We start from the raw sequence: 15111 nt of genomic DNA, 5'->3' as shown, positions 1-15111 counted from the left end.
AAAAGCGACGAGCATGGAGTTTTTATGCAATTTTCTGGCTGGCAAGGCTATTGGCGACAAAGTATCGACTTTATCAAAGCCTATTGGCAGCGTTGTCAACAAGATCAGATCCAGGTAATCGGCGGTTATCTGACCTATATTTCGTTACTATCGCTGGTGCCGCTGGTGACAGTGATGTTTGCGATGCTCAGTGCTTTTCCGATGTTTGCGGAGTTTCGCACGAATATGGAGCAGTTTATCTATGCCAATGTCATTCCGTCGCGTGGAGATGAAATCCAGGCTTATCTCACGCAGTTTATCGGTAATACCGGTAGCATGACGGCAGTCGGTATTCTGGCGTTGGTGATACTAGCGCTGTTGCTGATCCATAATATTGATAAAACCCTGAATAAAATCTGGCGGGTGACCAGCCGGCCTCGGCTGGTGATTTCGTTTTCAATTTACTGGATGATCCTAACACTAGGGCCGATTTTATTTGGTTTGTCGATTGGCGTAACCTCTTATCTGGTTCGTTTAAGTGCTTTTGCTGACGATTATACGCCCGGCTTTTCGACGCTGGTGCTGGAGCTGGTTCCCTATCTGATGTCGCTGGCAGCGTTTTTTATCCTGTATCTGGTGGTACCAAATCTTAAAGTTCGTGTTAAGCATGCACTATGGGGCGCCTTACTGGCGATGGTATTGTTTGAGTTTTCCAAATACGGTTTTGCGTTGTATGTAACCCATTTCACAGCCTATCAAACCATTTATGGCGCTTTAGCTTTATTACCGATCTTATTTGTCTGGGTACACTTGTCGTGGATGGTGGTATTACTCGGTGCAGAGCTCACAGCCTTATTGCAACAGCGTGAGAGCGGGCAATGTCGGGAAGATGAAGTTTGTCCGGTACCGGAACGTGCGGTCAACGCAGTTGAAACTGAAACAGAGTAGTCAATGAAAGCATTAATTCAGAGAGTCAGTCAGGCCAAAGTTGAGGTCGCCGGCATTAGGGTTGGCGCAATCGAACGGGGTTTATTGGTGTTATTGGCGGTTGAAGCCGGGGATTGCGAAGCCGATCTGCGAAAATTGGCAGAGAAAGTTTGCCGTTACCGGGTATTTAGTGATGACAACGGTAAAATGAACCTGAATGTACAGCAGGCTGGTGGTGCCTTACTGGTGGTGTCACAATTTACCCTGGCAGCGGATACTCAATCCGGGCTGCGTCCCAGCTTTACACCCGCAGCAGCACCGGCATTGGCGCAGCAGTATTATCAGGCATTTTGCACTTACTGCCGTGAGCTGGGGCTTCAAGTTGCAACTGGCCAGTTTGCTGCCGATATGCAGGTTAGTCTGACCAACGACGGCCCCGTTACTTTTATGCTGGAGAGCCGCTCATGGCAAAAACCTTAACCCTGGCTAGTCCGCAAACTCCGGCACAGTGGCAGGCCTATTATCAGCTGCGTTGGCAGGTGCTGCGCGCACCCTGGCAGCAACCGCCGGGTTCAGAGCGGGATGAGTTGGAGCAAAGCAGCTTTCATCAGATGCTACTGGATCCACAAGGGCAGGTCGCGGCTGTCGGGCGTTTACATCAAGTTGATAGTGACACTGCTCAGGTCCGCTATATGGCGGTGGCCGAGTCATGGCAGGGCAAAGGCGCCGGTAGCCGTATTTTACAGGCACTAGAGCAGCAGGCGGTGCAGCTGGGGACGAAATATATCGTACTAAACGCCCGCGACAGCGCGCTGGCATTTTATCAGCGTCAAGGGTATCGGGTCGTCGCAACAGCGCCGACCCAGTTTGGTATTACGCATCAGCGGATGCAAAAGCAGCTGTGTCTGGCTGGCAGCGCGGCGGAATGGCAACAGTGGTGCCAGTCCCTGCAACAAACCTGGCATAGTACTATTCCGCTTAGTGCCTATATGCAACTGCAGATTGAACAATGTGATGGTTATCAGCTGCAATGCACGGCGCCGCTGCCACCCAATATTAATCTGCATCAGACCATGTTTGCCGGCAGTATCTACACGCTGGCGACGTTAACCGGCTGGGGCATGCTGTATTTACAGTTACAAAGTCTGGGCCTGCATGGCGCCCAAGTGTTGGCCGATGCTAATATCCGCTATCTGAAACCTATACGCCGCCAACCGACAGCAGTCTGTCAACTTGCTGCCGTGCATGGCGATCTCAGACCACTGGCTCAAGGCAAAAGAGTGAAGCAGCAAATTACTGTACAGTTGTTTGCCGAAGGTGAGCTTTGCGCCGAGTTTAGCGGCTTGTATGCGGTATTGCCGGAGTAACTTAATGGCAGAAAAAGTACTGATTATTGGCTGTGGCTGGTTGGGGCAACAACTTGCGCCGGTGCTGGCTGCCGCGGGTTACCAGGTTTTTGGCAGCCGGCGCACGCAAGCGGCAGCAGAGACTTTGCCGGCACCGATCCAAGGTATCGCCCTGGATTTTCAGTCGCCCTGGTCTGCTGCACAGTTGGCGCTTTTTCAGGATGCCTGGCTAATTTGCACTATTCCGCCCGGTGCTCGGCAAGGAGGAGTGTCGGACTATCCGCAGGTATTACAACAACTGGCGCAGTTAGCCCAGGCTGCAGGGATAAAGGGCGGGATCCATATTAGCTCAACCGGTATTTATCAGGGGCTCAGTGGCGTCGTTAACGAGCGGAGCGAGCTGCAACTGACTCAGCCACGGGTAGCCCTGTTGGCAGCCGGTGAGCAGGCGCTGCAACAGCAGGATAACTGGCTAACGTTGCGCTTATCCGGTTTAATGGGGCCGGGCCGGCATCCTGGTCGCTTTGTCCAAGGTCGTGTAATGAGCGGGGCGATGCAGCCGGTCAATATGGTGCATAGTGCCGATGTGGCGGCTGCCGTGTTACAAATTCTCAGCCGCTGGCCCTTGCCCCACGCCTGCTATAACCTGAGTTCACCACAGCGGGTAACTAAAACAGAATTCTATCAGGCGGCAGCTAACAGTTTAGGCCAGGTCGCAGACAGTATCGACCTGAGCGGGCCCGCAACCGAGCCGGCGCGGCAGGTGAGTAGTAGCGCTTTTTGTCAGGATAGTGGTTTTGCGTTTCGCTTTGCCGATGCCAGAGCCGCGTTAGCCTATTGCCCGGATTAAATTTTAAAGCGGGCAGCTGCACTCTGAAGTTGCGTCGCCAGGGTCGCGACTTCAGCACTATTGCTCAGCGTTTGTTCAGCCTGATTGGCGCTTTGCTGCGCCAGGCCAACCATCTGGTGCATACTGTCGTTGATCGCCTGGCCAAGCTGGCGCTGACTGCTGCTGGCCTGATTGACGGCACTACTGATTTCCAGCGTCGCGCTCATTGCTTCCGTAACCTGACCTAAGGCCTCGACTAACGCTGTCATCGTTTGTACACAGTCTTCGGCATCTTTATTACCGCTAAGTACGGCGCTAACTGCTTGGCTACTTTGTTGTTGCAAATGCTCAATCATTTGCCGGATCTCGCGGGTTGCTTGCTGAGTACGGCCTGCCAGCGATCTGACCTCATCGGCTACCACCGCAAAACCACGTCCTTGCTCACCGGCGCGTGCCGCTTCAATAGCCGCATTCAAGGCCAGTAAATTGGTTTGTTCGGCAATGGCGCTAATGGTGGTCAGGATGCCGCCAATATTGGTCGACTCGTCATTGACCTTGTGCATAATGGCGCTGGTACTAACCAGCTGTTGTGCGAGTTTATTGATGCGCTGATTATTATCGGCCGCCAAGCGACTAATTTGCTGGCTTTGTTGCAAGGCTTGCTGCATCGCCTCGCCGGCGTCAGCAGCATGGTTGGCGACTGCTGCAGTACTGGTAGCAAGTTGTTCGGTAATTTGATTAACACTACTGATTTGCTGTTGTTGTAAATGCAGTGACTGATTGATCTCACTGACCGCCTGAGTGGAACGATGAGATGTAGTATTCAGTGCGGCCGCATTTTGCTGGATATTGGTTAGCAGACTGCTTAGTGCTGTGATCAGACTATTGACCTTTTCTGACAGGGCGCCAAATTCATCTTGTTGCTGAATTTTTAGGGTGCGGGTCAGATCGCCTTCAGCAGCATAGCCCAACACATGGTTGATACCAGCCAGTGGTTTGAGCATGGCACTGATCGTAAAGTAAGCGGTGGTTGCAGCCAGAATAATTAGTATCAGCATAATTAACCAGGTACGCTGGCTACCTGAGCTTAGGGCGCCGGTAAGCTGCTGTTGTAAGCTATTAAATTGCTGGTCTGCTGCCGCTACCACTTTACCTAATAGCACCAGTGCCTGCTCGGCTTGTTGTTCGGCGTTTTGTAACTCTGCTCTGGCGCGTTGTTGCTCCGCCATTTGTAACTGTTTCAGCTGTACCAGATTAGTGTCTTTTGCCAGCTGTGTTGTTAATTGCTGCCATTGTTCAGCGAATTGCTGCCACAAACCATCGGTGTTAATACCATCGGCTAATTGAGCCAGATAGTCGACGTTAACCTGCATATCGCTGAGGGCAAAGCTGATGTTATCTTTGTTGCGCTCAAACTGCGCATATTCACTATAACCCGCGGTTTCCCTAAGTGTGTTAACCAGCCCGACGAGTTGGCCATCGAGGCGGGCTGCGGTACCGGCGATAATCTCGGCAGTTTGGCGGTTACGCGGTAACTCTAGTTCGCTCAGTTCAATCAAGACTGCACCGGCCTCGTCCAGCAAAACTTCCAACTGAGCGAGCTCCTCGGTTAGCTCGGACTGATGATTGAGGCTTTGCAAGCGGGCATTAAACATCTGTGTGGTGGCGGCTATAGATTGATTCGCATGTTGCGTGGCACTATCCAGACTTTGTTGTAACTCGCCACCTGCGCTCAATTGCGGAAAGTTTGCTACCAGTTGACCAAATTGTGCTTGTTCTTGTAAAAAGTTCTGCTGGTAGCGTTGGATCTCGGACAGCTGTTCGGCAGTAAAGCCTGAGGCTGTTAGTCTGGCAAGGCGTAGTAACTGAATTTGTGCCAGATTGCTTTGTTGTTGTGCGGGTACCGCCAGTTCGTTTACTTGGGTATTAGCGTTGGTAATGCTGCGGAAGCTACTTAGGGCAGAAAGGCTGGCAATTAGCAATAACAGCGTAATAAAACCAAAGCCAATAATAACTTTATGCGCAACTTTTAACTTCATAGCGTAAGCCCCTGTCTGGCCAGATTTCAGTATAGTTATAGTTTGATAATTGCTCTCTGGCTGCTGGATTAACGTTAACAGGTTTTTAGATACTGGTCTAGCCAGCAATGAGATAGAAAATGCCCGGCAAAGCCGGGCAAAGGTAGGTCTGACTGTTAGAAGCTGCAGAGCAGTTGCGGCGGTATAAACTGGTTCAGTTTTCCGTCGCGGAGTAAGTTGGCGCTTTGTTCGATATCCGGGCCGAAATAGCGGTCCTGATCATAAAACGCTACCTGCTCGCGTAGGATGGCTTTTGCCTGTTCCAACAGCGGCGTGGTTTTTAGCGGCGCACGGAATTCCAGCCCTTGCGCTGCCGCCAGATACTCTACGGCCAGCACACCGGTGGTATTCTCGGCCATATCGGCTAGCCTGCGCGCGGCAAAGGTGGCCATCGACACATGGTCTTCCTGGTTAGCTGAGGTCGGCAGGCTATCCACTGAGGCCGGATGCGCCAGCGATTTATTTTCTGACGCCAACGCCGCTGCTGTGACCTGCGCAATCATAAAGCCGCTATTCACGCCGCCATTCGGCACTAAAAACGCCGGTAGCTTACTTAAGCTGGCATCAATTAACAGCGCCATCCGCCGCTCCGACAAGGCACCAATTTCGGCAATTGCCAGTGCCAGATTATCGGCGGCCATCGCTACCGGCTCGGCATGGAAGTTGCCGCCGGATAAGATATCGCCATCGTCGGCAAACACCAGCGGGTTGTCGGTGACGCCATTGGCTTCGACGACTAAAACCGCGGCCGCCTGGCGTATTTGCGTTAAGCAGGCGCCCATTACCTGTGGCTGACAGCGCAGCGAGTAGGGATCCTGCACCTTTTCGCAATCTTTATGTGATTGGCCGACTTCTGAGCTATCTTGCAGCAGGTGGCGGTAAATGGCGGCCGCGTCAATTTGCCCTTGCTGGCCGCGTGCCAGATGAATACGCGGGTCAAAGGGCGCGCGGCTACCCAGGGCGGCTTCCACGCTTAAGGCGCCAACCACGCTGCCGGCGGCAAACAAATCTTCGGCCCGGAACAAACCTTCCAATGCCAGGGCAGTAGAAGCCTGGGTACCATTTAACAGTGCCAGGCCCTCTTTAGCCGCCAGCGTCAGTGGCTGTAAGCCGACCAGGGCTAAGGCTTCTTTTGCATCATAGATTTGGCCTTGATAACAGATTTCACCTTCGCCAATCAGCGGCAGCACCATATGCGCCAGCGGCGCCAAATCACCAGAGGCGCCGACCGAGCCTTTTTCCGGAATGCACGGATAAAGCCCGGCGTTGACCATGTCAATTAGCAACTGGATCACGCTTAAACGGATGCCGGAGAAGCCTCGCGCCAGGGAGTTAATTTTCAGTACCATCATCAGCCGTACCGTGCTGTCGGCCATAAACTGACCAAAGCCGGCGGCATGCGATAACACGATGGAGCGCTGTAACAGCTCCAGCTCTTCGTGCTTGATACGGGTATTGGCCAGCAGCCCAAAGCCGGTATTAATACCGTACACCACTTTGTTTTGCTTAATAATATCGGCGACACAAGCAGCCGATTTTTCGATAGCCGGGATCGCAGCCGGATCCAGTGTCACCGTGACCGGGCCTTGCTGCACGGCACGCAGCTGCGCCAGTGTCAGTTGGCCGGGAGTAAGTTGTAGGGCGTAGTGCATAAATTAGTCTCTGTTTAACATAGGGAGGTCAAGACCCTGCTCGTGAGCACAGTCCACCGCAATCTGATAGCCGGCATCGGCATGGCGCATTACACCGGTGCCCGGATCATTCCACAGCACCCGGCTTAAGCGGGCGGCAGCCTGCTCGGTACCATCAGCCAGGATCACCACACCACTGTGTTGGCTGTAACCCATGCCCACACCACCCCCATGATGCAGCGATACCCAGGTGGCGCCACCGGCGGTATTAAGCAGGGCGTTCAGTAATGGCCAATCCGATACTGCATCTGAGCCATCCAGCATGGCTTCGGTTTCGCGGTTCGGGCTGGCAACGGAGCCGGAGTCCAGATGATCGCGGCCAATAATAATGGGGGCTGAGAGTTCGCCGTTTTTCACCATCTCATTAAAGGCCAGCGAAATGCGGGCGCGATCTTTTAAGCCGATCCAGCAAATCCGTGCTGGCAAGCCCTGAAACTGAATGCGTTCACGCGCCATATCCAGCCAGTTATGCAGGTGCGGATCGTCCGGGATCAGCTCTTTTACCTTGGCGTCGGTTTTATAGATATCTTGCGGATCGCCAGACAGTGCTACCCAACGGAAAGGGCCAATGCCCTGACAAAACAGTGGCCGGATATAGGCGGGTACAAAGCCAGGGAAATCAAAGGCATTGGCTACACCGACATCCTTTGCCATCTGGCGGATATTATTACCATAGTCCGTTGCTACTGCACCGCGCTGCTGCATGGCCAAAATGGCTTTTACCTGTACGGCCATTGAGGCTTTAGCGGCCGCGACCACGGTATCTTCATCCTCCGTACGTTTGGCTTTCGCCTGCTCCAGCGTCCAGCCCTGTGGCAGATAGCCATTCAGTGGATCGTGCGCCGAGGTTTGATCGGTGACCACATCCGGCGTGATACCGCGGGCCACCAGCTCGCTAAACACATCGGCCGCATTGGCCAGCAAGCCGATTGAGGTCGGTTTACCGCTGGCTTTGGCTTGTTCTAACATAGCCAAAGCTTCATCCAGCGAGTAGGCTTTTTGATCCAGATAGCGGGTCTTGAGCCGGAAATCGATGCGGCTCTCATCCACTTCACAGGCCAGCATATGAAAGCCCGCCATCGTCGCGGCCAGTGGCTGGGCGCCGCCCATGCCACCGAGGCCGCCGGTCAGGATCCACTTGCCTGCTGCCTTGCCGGCAAAGTGTTGCTTGGCAATAGCGACAAAGGTCTCATAAGTACCCTGCACAATGCCCTGAGTACCGATATAGATCCAGGAGCCGGCCGTCATCTGGCCGTACATCATCAGGCCTTTGCGGTCCAGCTCGTTAAAGTGCTGCCAGTTGGCCCAGGCCGGCACCAGATTCGAGTTGGCGATCAGTACCCGTGGCGCATCCGGATGCGTCGGAAACACGCCAACCGGTTTCCCGCTTTGTACCAGCAGGGTTTGGTTATCTTCCAGCCGGTCCAGTACTTCGACGATTTTATCAAAGCAGGCCCAGTTGCGGGCGGCACGGCCAATACCGCCGTACACCACCAGCGCTTGGGGATGTTCGGCCACTTCCGGATCCAGATTATTCATCAGCATGCGTTTGGCGGCTTCGGTTTGCCAGCTCTTAGCGGTGATTTGGCTGCCTCGGGGGGCGCGGATCACCCGGCTTTTATCAATGCGGTTATCGTTCATAGCAACCTCGGTTAGCGGGGTAGGGCAAAGTTAAGGTGGCCTCCCAGCCGGTAACGACTGCCGGGAGAGGTTAAATAGGCCAGGCTGACCGCGCCGTCACGGCTAAAGGTGCGGCGGGTCAGACGCAGGCAGGGTTCGGGTTTTTTCAGCAGCAACTGCTGACAGGTAAAATCATCCGGCCAGATAGCTTCAACAATATGCTCGGCTTCGGTCAGCGGTGCGATCTGACTTAAATACAGATGCGGGGTGATTTCCTGAAAATCCTGTTGGGTATACAGCGGCACCTGTTTCGGGTTGACATAACGCGCTTCCAGTTGCAGTGGCAGAGCATCGGAGTAATGCACGATCAGCGAGAAGAATACCGGCTCATTGCGTTTTAACCCCAAAGCCGTCGCCACGATAGTCGGGCAAGGCAGCTCGGTGAGCTGTAACAACTTAGCGCGGTAGGCATGGCCACTGCTTTGCACCTCATCGGCAATATTGCGGATTTCCAGCAACGAGGATTGCGATTTTAACGCGGCGACAAAGCTACCGACGCCCTGGGTGCGGTACAGGATACCCTGTTCGGTCAGTTCCTGTAACGCGCGCCGGGCCGTCATCCGGCTGACGGAGAACTGCTCTGCCAACTCATTTTCGGACGGCACCCGGCTGTGCTCCGGCCAGGCGCCGCTTTCGATCTGGCGCAGCATAAATTCTTTAATTTCGGCAAATTTTGCCATAGCGAGGCTGACCTGTTAGCAAGGGTTACACAGTGATGTGCTAAAAATAGCGGATCTTAGTTGTATATACAAGTTTTTCAGTTAGACTATTTGCAAAGTGGTTAAACAGCATAACACCCCGGCTATGGAACACAGCCGCGGTAAACAGGAGCACAGAATGGCAGACTTTGATGCGGTATGGCTAAATGCGAAGCTGGCGACGATGACAGATAACGGCAGCCCCTATGGTGCTATTGAGCAGGGGGCATTGGCGGTTAAGGATGGGCTGATTGCCTATGCCGGGCCTCAGGCCGAGCTGCCGCCTTTTGATAGCCTGACGACGCCACTTTATGATGCGCAGGGGCAGTGGCTGCTGCCTGGCCTGATCGATTGCCATACCCATTTGCTGTATGCCGGTAACCGTGCCAATGAGTTTGAACTACGTCTGCAAGGTGCCAGTTATCAGCAAATTGCCGCGGCCGGCGGCGGCATTGCCAGTACCGTTCGAGCAACCCGCGACGCCAGTGAAGAAGAATTGTTTAAGCTGGGTAAAGATCGTTTAAATGCGCTGCTGCGTGAAGGGGTGACTACGGTTGAAATCAAATCCGGCTATGGTCTGGATTTAGCCAGTGAACAAAAGCTGTTAGAAGTGGCGGCTTTGCTAGAGCAGCATCATCCGGCCAGTATTATCAAAACCTTTTTGGGCGCGCATGCGTTACCGCCGGAATTTAAAGATAATGCCGATGGCTATATCGAGGCGGTGTGTCAGATGTTGCCGACTTTGCAGCAGCTCGGCTTAGTAGATGCCGTAGATATCTTCTGTGAGGGCATTGGTTTTAGTGTGGCGCAAAGTCGCAAGGTGTTCGCAGCGGCAACGGCGTTAGGTCTGCCGGTAAAAGCCCATGCCGAGCAGTTATCGAATTTGGGTGGCAGTGCGCTGGTGGCTGAGTTTGGCGGTTTATCGGCCGATCATGTTGAATATCTGGATGAAGCCGGTGTGGCGGCGATGGCGAAAGCCGGTACTGTCGCGGTATTGTTGCCGGGGGCCTATTATTTTCTGCGTGAAACCCAGCTGCCGCCGCTGGCGCTGCTGCGGCAATATCAGGTACCGATGGCGGTTGCCAGCGATCTGAATCCCGGCACCTCACCGTTTTGTTCTTTGCAGTTGATGCTGAATATGGCCTGCACGCTGTTTCGTTTAACCCCGGAAGAAGCCCTGCTCGGCGTCACCCGCCATGCTGCAACAGCGCTGGGGCTGAAAGATCGGGGGCAACTGCAAGCGGGTATGCGGGCAGACTTTGGCTGTTATGCGATAACTCAGCCGGCTGAGCTGTGCTATCAGTTTGGGGTATCGCCGTTAAAACAACTGGTGATAGCCGGCAGCCTTTGCCGGCTACCATAACAGGTATTTATTACTCTACCATGGCGGCCTGGCGTTGCTTGCCGAGAATAAAGGCCTGCACCAGCTGGCTCAGTACCTGACCACAATGATTCAGGCCGGCACTAACGCCTGACGGATGCTGCGCCGGCGCGGCTTCGGCCAGGTGCAGGTAGGCGGTCGCAGGGAAGCGGGCAAGCTGATACACCGCCTGCTCTGCCTGCGCCACGCTGATACCACTGTAATTGAGCGCACTGGCCGGCATGGCGGTAATGGCATCAGTATCCAGCTCCAGTGCCAGCGGCGTATGGGCGCTAAGTACTTTATCGCAAGCCAGATCCAGCGCTTGCTGCCAGCTAAGTTGTTGGCGCACAAAAATCTGCTGGTAGCTGATAAACTCGGCACCGGCGGCCGACAATGCTGCCAGGCTGGCGGCATTATTTTTTTGCTGGTGTAGGCCCAGTACCAGATAATGCTGCAGTAGCTGCTTCTCCATCGCATAGCTAAAACCATTACCGCTATGGCGACCTTCCAGCGCACGAAAATCGGCATGGGGATCAATATTGATACAGTTGACAGCCTGACCGGTATGGCGGTGTAGCGCCTGCAACAGCGGCAGCGCATTATTATGACCGCCACCGATCACTATGGGGGTAAGACCGGCAGCAAAAATGGGCGCGACCGCCGCATCAACCCGCTCATCCAGCTCAGCACAGAGTTGCCGGAGCTGCATCAGCTCCGCGGCATGAGCGGCGTTCAGGTTGCTGCTCTGCTGCTGTAAATCGGCACAGTTGACTTCACCCAGCACTAACAGCTGCTGCGCATCCAGTAAGCTGTTTGCCTGCAGATTGAGAAATTTGCTTAAAAATGCCTGCCAGCCCAAGGTGGTACCGGGCAAGCCACAGTTGGCCCGCGGGCCGATATCCTCAGGAATCCCCAGCAACACAAACTGGCCGCCCGTTGCGGCATGGCGGGCTAAATTCGCACCTAAGTCCAATGCTGGATCCGGCAGTTGGCATTGTTCGGCCAGACGGCTTTCACCCGGACGGGGTTGAAAAAAGGCGCTTAACTGCGCCTTTGTAAGATACTGAATCGCAGGCATCACTTACTCAATATCCAGCGCTTCCGGCGATAAAATAATGCCGGTACTGTCGGCATACAGATGATCGCCAGGTAAAAACGTCACGCCGGCAAAATTGACAGGCACCTCAGTTTCACCAAAGCCATTATCGTCAGCGCCAATCGGAATGGCGTTCACTGCCTGAATACCGATATCAAAGTCTTCCAGGGCATCCAGATCGCGTACACTGCCGTAGCAAACAATACCTTCCCAACCGTTGGTGGCCGCCAGCGAGGCCAGTTCGGCATCAATCAGTGCCCGGCGTGAGGAGCCACCGCCATCAATCAGCAATACTTTGCCAATGCCACTGTCTGCCAGTACCTGACGCACCAAACCATTGTCTTCAAAACACTTTACGGTATGGATTTGTCCACCAAAAGAACGCCGGCCGCCGTAATTGGCAAAAATCGGTTCCACGACATCAACCTGATCGGCATACAGATCGCAAAGCTCAGAAGTATTATATTCCACGGTTAACTCCATACCATGTTAAGGGTTGCCATCAGTATAACCCGCTGTCATTTAACCTCAAGCTTAAGTTCGGTCTGTAAGCTGAGATTACAGCGATTTAATGTTAATCAAAGGCTCTCGGCTGGCATTAGCCGCTTTAAGCTTTGCCAGATAAGCTTGCCATAACGGTTCTTGCTGACTGGCGAGTTGTTGCAGATAGGCAAAACTATACAAACCGGTATCGTGGCCGTCATCAAAGCTGAGTTTGACCGCATAGTGACCTACCGGGGTAATGGCGGTAATGGCAACATCCCGTTTATTGGCAACTAATTTGGGGTTACCATGGCCACGCACTTCGGCGGATGGTGAATGCACCCGCAGAAATTCTGCGCTGAGGCTGCGACAGTCACCATTGGCAGCCACCAGATCCAGGATCCGGCGCTGCCGGTGGTAGTGCAATTTTACCAAAGCTGTGGTCATTACAGGATAAACCGGCTCAGATCTTCATCCTGCACCAAGCTGCCCAGATGCTGCTCAACATAGGCGGCATCAATCGCAATCTGTTGTCCGGCATGATCGGCGGCATCATAGGAAATCTCTTCCAGTAAGCGTTCCATCACCGTATACAGCCGCCGGGCACCGATATTTTCGGTGGTTTCATTAACCTGAAACGCCGCGGCAGCGATACGTTTAATGCCATCTTCGGTAAACTGAATTTTCACACCTTCAGTCGCCAGCATGGCACGCGCCTGCTCGGTTAATGACGCCTTAGGCTCCGTCAGAATTCGCTCAAAATCGGCGGCGGTTAAGGCTTCCAGCTCAACGCGGATCGGTAACCGGCCCTGTAGTTCAGGCACCAGATCCGACGGCTTGCTCATCTGGAAGGCTCCTGAGGCGATAAACAGGATATGGTCGGTCTTGACCATACCATGCTTGGTATTTACTGTGCAGCCTTCGATTAATGGCAGCAGATCACGCTGTACGCCTTCGCGCGATACGTCAGGGCCGCTGGTTTCGCCGCGCTTACAGATTTTGTCAATTTCATCCAGAAACACGATGCCATTTTGCTCTACCGCATCCAGTGCTTCGGCTTTCAGCTCTTCCGGATTGACCAGTTTGGCGGCTTCCTCTTCAATCAGCTGCTTGAAAGCATCTTTAATTTTCAGCTTACGTTTTTTCTTTTTCTCACTGCCCAGGCTCTGGAACATGCTCTGCAATTGCGAGGTCATCTCTTCCATCCCCGGCGGCGCCATAATTTCTACGCCAATGGGCCCTTGCGACAGTTCCAGTTCGATTTCTTTGTCATCTAACTGGCCTTCACGCAGTTTTTTACGGAAGATCTGCCGGGTATTGGAGTCGGTGCTGGCTTTTTCCGGCTCGCCCCAGGCGTCTTTGGGTTTGGGTAACAGCGCATCGAGGATCCGCTCTTCAGCGGCTTCTTCGGCCCGAAAGCGGTTTTTGGCAATGGCCTGTTCGCGAAACATCTTCACCGCGCTGTCTGTCAGATCACGGATAATGCTTTCCACTTCCTTACCGACATAGCCGACTTCGGTAAACTTGGTCGCTTCGACTTTAATAAAGGGCGCGTTCGCCAGCTTGGCCAGGCGGCGGGCAATTTCGGTTTTACCGACACCGGTTGGGCCAATCATCAGAATATTTTTTGGCGTCACTTCCTGGCGCAGCGCCGGATCTAATTGCATGCGGCGCCAACGATTACGCAGCGCGATGGCGACAGCCCGTTTGGCTTTGTTCTGGCCAATAATATGGCGATCCAGTTCGTGGACTATTTCTCTTGGGGTCATATCAGACATGGGCTACCTGCTTACAATTCTTCAATAGTCTGGTGGTGATTGGTGTAGACACAGATATCACCGGCAATTTTCAGGCTTTTTTCCACGATATCGCGGGCGCTGAGCTCAGTATTTTGTAACAAAGCGGTGGCGGCAGCCTGGGCAAAGGGGCCGCCACTGCCAATGGCAATCAAATCATGTTCTGGCTGCAGCACATCACCATTACCGGTGATAATCAGTGAGGTATTAGCATCGGCCACCGCCAACAGGGCTTCCAGCTTACGCAGCATACGATCGGTACGCCAGTCTTTCGCCAGTTCAACGGCGGCGCGCATTAAGTGGCCCTGATGCATTTCCAGCTTGGCTTCGAAGCGTTCGAACAGCGTAAAGGCATCAGCGGTGCCGCCGGCAAAACCGGCCAGTACCTTATTATGATAAAGGCGGCGAACCTTGCGGGCATTACCCTTCATTACGGTATTGCCCAGTGAAACCTGGCCATCACCACCAATGGCAACATGGCCATTGCGGCGAACAGAGACGATCGTAGTCATAAAAAAAGCCCTATGGCAGAAACATAAGGCTTAAGTAAGGGGGCAACTCACATTTTTCAAGTGACGTTGCGTACCTGACAAGTATTTATCCCCATTTGGCGTAAACGGTTCATATCGGCGGTGGCGGCACGTCGCGACTCATAGGGCCCGGCAACAACTCTAAACCAAACGCCATTGCTGCCCTCGGTGCGGCGCACATCAGTTGCAATGCCAGCAAAGGCGATCTGCGCTTTCATTTGTTCGGCCTGGTTTTGCTGCCGGAACGAGCCACATTGCAATACCGCTGGTACGCTACGTTGCTGCTGCGGTACCTCGACGGTAATCTCTTTATTTTCGAGCTCTTTAATATACTGATAAGGCTCAGCTTGTGGCTTGGGTGGTAATTCGTCCTTTGGGGCAACCTTCACCGGCGCCGCGACCGGCTCAGGTGTGACGACCGGTTGTTGCCGTAAAAACCATAAGCCGTAAATAAAGACGCTCAGCGTCAGTAAAGTCAGGGCAATCAGCAGCCAGGGTTTAGACGCAGCTGCTGGCGCTTTACCACGACCGCCCCTGGCTGCACCGGCTTTTTTGGCTGGCGCTTTCGGACGGCTGGCGCGTACATAATCTCTTTGTGGCATACGACGAATTAAT

15 protein-coding genes are annotated in these 15111 nt (G+C 53.7%); 5 read left to right on the top strand and 10 right to left on the bottom strand.

Features of this window, described 5'->3' with window-relative positions; translation table 11 throughout:
• Positions 1–24: 24 nt before the first annotated feature.
• From AAY72_RS06630 to AAY72_RS06615, 4 genes are read left to right on the top strand one after another with little or no spacing between them, the layout of a single operon-like run.
• Positions 25–927 (top strand): virulence factor BrkB family protein, encoded by a 903-nt coding sequence (locus tag AAY72_RS06630; RefSeq protein WP_057786238.1) that lies wholly within the window; start codon positions 25–27, stop codon positions 925–927.
• Positions 928–930: 3 nt separating this feature from the next.
• The gene (gene dtd / locus AAY72_RS06625; protein WP_008985571.1) at positions 931–1386 is read left to right on the top strand and encodes a D-aminoacyl-tRNA deacylase; all 456 of its coding nucleotides are present in this window, start codon (positions 931–933) and stop codon (positions 1384–1386) included.
• Positions 1371–2273 carry a bifunctional GNAT family N-acetyltransferase/hotdog fold thioesterase gene (locus AAY72_RS06620; protein ID WP_057786235.1) on the top strand — a complete coding sequence of 301 codons (903 nt, stop codon included), beginning with the start codon at positions 1371–1373 and terminating at the stop codon, positions 2271–2273. Before dtd ends, AAY72_RS06620 begins: the two co-directional genes overlap by 16 nt.
• A 4-nt stretch (positions 2274–2277) precedes the next feature.
• Entirely contained in the window at positions 2278–3102 is an 825-nt protein-coding gene (locus AAY72_RS06615; protein ID WP_057786233.1) for an NAD(P)H-binding protein, read from the top strand.
• On the opposite strand, the gene AAY72_RS06610 is transcribed toward AAY72_RS06615, so the two are convergent.
• From AAY72_RS06610 to hutC, 4 genes are all read right to left on the bottom strand, one after another.
• Positions 3099–5120 (bottom strand): methyl-accepting chemotaxis protein, encoded by a 2022-nt coding sequence (locus AAY72_RS06610; RefSeq protein WP_057786231.1) that lies wholly within the window; start codon positions 5118–5120, stop codon positions 3099–3101. The genes AAY72_RS06615 and AAY72_RS06610 overlap by 4 nt on opposite strands.
• A 155-nt stretch (positions 5121–5275) precedes the next feature.
• Positions 5276–6811, bottom strand: a complete 1536-nt coding sequence (hutH, locus tag AAY72_RS06605) for a histidine ammonia-lyase (protein ID WP_057786229.1) — start codon at positions 6809–6811, stop codon at positions 5276–5278.
• A 3-nt stretch (positions 6812–6814) separates the two neighbouring features.
• Positions 6815–8491: a urocanate hydratase gene (hutU, locus tag AAY72_RS06600; protein ID WP_057786227.1), complete on the bottom strand. Its 1677-nt coding sequence runs from the start codon at positions 8489–8491 to the stop codon at positions 6815–6817.
• Between the two features lie 11 nt (positions 8492–8502).
• Positions 8503–9210 carry a histidine utilization repressor gene (gene hutC, locus AAY72_RS06595; protein ID WP_008951163.1) on the bottom strand — a complete coding sequence of 236 codons (708 nt, stop codon included), beginning with the start codon at positions 9208–9210 and terminating at the stop codon, positions 8503–8505.
• A 157-nt stretch (positions 9211–9367) separates the two neighbouring features.
• Between hutC and hutI the strand changes: the two genes are divergently transcribed.
• The gene (gene hutI / locus AAY72_RS06590) at positions 9368–10591 is read left to right on the top strand and encodes an imidazolonepropionase (RefSeq protein ID WP_057786225.1); all 1224 of its coding nucleotides are present in this window, start codon (positions 9368–9370) and stop codon (positions 10589–10591) included.
• A gap of 10 nt (positions 10592–10601) precedes the next feature.
• Here the strand turns inward: hutI and AAY72_RS06585 are convergent, their stop codons facing one another.
• The 6 genes from AAY72_RS06585 to AAY72_RS06560 all read right to left on the bottom strand — a co-directional run bounded on the left by AAY72_RS06585 (position 10602) and on the right by AAY72_RS06560 (position 15098).
• Entirely contained in the window at positions 10602–11669 is a 1068-nt protein-coding gene (locus tag AAY72_RS06585; RefSeq protein WP_057786223.1) for a formimidoylglutamase, read from the bottom strand.
• Between the two features lie 3 nt (positions 11670–11672).
• Positions 11673–12158 (bottom strand): ribonuclease E activity regulator RraA, encoded by a 486-nt coding sequence (gene rraA / locus AAY72_RS06580; RefSeq protein WP_008985581.1) that lies wholly within the window; start codon positions 12156–12158, stop codon positions 11673–11675.
• 87 nt (positions 12159–12245) lie between these two features.
• Positions 12246–12617, bottom strand: a complete 372-nt coding sequence (locus AAY72_RS06575) for a gamma-butyrobetaine hydroxylase-like domain-containing protein (protein ID WP_057786221.1) — start codon at positions 12615–12617, stop codon at positions 12246–12248.
• On the bottom strand, positions 12617–13948 hold the full coding sequence (gene hslU, locus AAY72_RS06570) for an HslU--HslV peptidase ATPase subunit (protein ID WP_057786219.1): 1332 nt from the start codon (positions 13946–13948) through the stop codon (positions 12617–12619). The genes AAY72_RS06575 and hslU overlap by 1 nt, the downstream gene beginning before the upstream one ends.
• 11 nt (positions 13949–13959) lie before the next feature.
• A complete protein-coding gene (gene hslV, locus AAY72_RS06565; RefSeq protein WP_057786217.1) occupies positions 13960–14478 on the bottom strand; it encodes an ATP-dependent protease subunit HslV in 519 nt (172 codons plus the stop codon).
• Between the two features lie 56 nt (positions 14479–14534).
• Positions 14535–15098 carry an SPOR domain-containing protein gene (locus AAY72_RS06560; protein WP_057786215.1) on the bottom strand — a complete coding sequence of 188 codons (564 nt, stop codon included), beginning with the start codon at positions 15096–15098 and terminating at the stop codon, positions 14535–14537.
• Positions 15099–15111 lie beyond the last annotated feature (13 nt).

It is taken from the genome of Alishewanella sp. WH16-1 (assembly GCF_001441695.1).
In the GTDB taxonomy this organism is placed as follows: domain Bacteria; phylum Pseudomonadota; class Gammaproteobacteria; order Enterobacterales; family Alteromonadaceae; genus Alishewanella; species Alishewanella agri.
The sequence above is the reverse complement of the archived record's forward strand: the minus strand, read 5'-3'. Positions and strand labels throughout refer to the sequence as shown.